The following is a 1,581-nucleotide window of genomic DNA, read 5'->3' as shown; positions in this document are numbered from 1 at the left end:
CATTTTCGACGACGACGGCACCAATATTATGCTCTGCCAATAACTTGATGATTTCCGACAGTGCAGCTCTAGGGCCCACTGTATAGCAAGGACGTGCGATAAGGCTTTTCATAAACGGCGTCATGTCATCCCTCCCAAGAACTACAATCGACTCGCCTTAAAATTGTATCTTGGGCGCGTAGGAACGCAATAGTCATGACTAAACCATTCCAGCAGTAGCTCCATAGTTGCCTCTCACCCACCATGAAGGCAGCAATTATGAAGTAAGAAACCTCAGCTAAGCTTAGATTTGAGACATTCGGAAAAAGTGGTTGCGGGGGCGGGATTAAGCCTATGTCGAACCACAGTTAAGCACCAAACACCTGGAATAAAGTGGGTGTAAGCATAGTCTAAACATGATGGCAAGAAACGCGCGTATCTCCAATCAAACGCATCTGAGGGCGAACCGTTTTACACAAGCTTGTAGCAAGTGGACACCGTGGATGAAAGGAGCAGCCAGGCGGAGGATTAATCGGGTCAGGTATTTCGCCTTTGGGCACATCAATTTCTCGCCCAAACCCATCCAATCTTGGCGCAGCATCAAACAGCATACGCGTGTAAGGATGCAAAGGTGAAGCGAAAAGCGTTTCCTTTGGGGCCTCTTCAACCAAAGCTCCCAAATATAACACACCAATCTTATCGGCCATGTGCTCCACAACAGTAAGATCATGGCTAATAAATAAATATGTAAGACCCAGTTGCTCTTGCAAATCCGACATCAAGTTCAAAACTTGGCTTTGCACTGATACATCCAGCGCAGAAGTAGGCTCATCACACACGATCACCTTAGGCTCAGACGAAAGAGCACGTGCAATGCAAATGCGTTGCCGCTGTCCACCCGAAAACTCATGTGGATACTTATCTGCATCCTCTGGTGATAAACCGACTTGTTGCAGCAACCTTTCGGGCAAACCTTTGGTCTCAAAGCCTCTCAATTTTGCAGGCTCTGCTATAATGTCACGTACTTTCCAACGCGGATTCAAGGATGCGTATGGATCTTGAAAAATCATCTGCAGTTTTTGTCGAGCCTCAGAAATTTTTGCTTTCTGATCATTACCAGTTATCGCGGTGCCATCAATTTCAATGGTCCCATCAGTTGCACTAGTTAACCCTACAACCATTTTGCCGATAGTTGATTTCCCAGAACCACTCTCACCAACTAACGCGTAAACTGAGCCTTCCTCAATTTCAAAATCTACATCTGCAACAGCCGTCAAAAAAGCCTTTGGCTCCCTTTCGACAACACGGTTCAACCAGGGCTTAGAGACATCAAAGAGGCGTCTTAACGCTTTTGCTCGGACAATCACACTCATTTTGACGACCGTAATTTAGTGTGCTGCAATGGGAACCAACATGCGGCTTGAGCATCCTCGTCTGCGATAAATGGCGAAGATCCGGTTTTACAAACTTCCTGAGCAAAATCGCATCTTGGTGAAAAGGCACAGCCTTCTGGTAAAGCTCCTAACCGCGGCATTGAACCAGGGATCTGCTTCAATCGTTTCAATCCTCTACTTGCCAACGGAGTAGAGCCCATAAGCCCAT

General features: G+C 46.6%; 2 protein-coding genes. Both read right to left on the bottom strand.

From position 1 onward, the window contains the following. Positions 1-389: 389 nt before the first annotated feature. The gene (locus ACR0IO_RS22940; RefSeq protein WP_340255188.1) at positions 390-1,352 is read right to left on the bottom strand and encodes an ABC transporter ATP-binding protein; all 963 of its coding nucleotides are present in this window, start codon (positions 1,350-1,352) and stop codon (positions 390-392) included. Next, positions 1,349-1,581, bottom strand: a 233-nt coding sequence (locus ACR0IO_RS22935; RefSeq protein ID WP_480745140.1) for an oligopeptide/dipeptide ABC transporter ATP-binding protein, incomplete at its 5' end; no start/stop codon positions are given. The genes ACR0IO_RS22940 and ACR0IO_RS22935, both read right to left, overlap by 4 nt.

Source organism: Ruegeria sp. CE12 (genome assembly GCF_056537525.1).
Note: the sequence above shows the minus strand (reverse complement) of the source record. Positions and strands in the feature narration are given on the sequence as shown.

Excerpts from the sequence above, each read along its gene's own strand:
- ACR0IO_RS22940 (WP_340255188.1), bottom strand. The coding sequence starts at position 1,352 with ATGAGTGTGATTGTCCGAGCAAAAGCGTTAAGACGCCTCTTTGATGTC.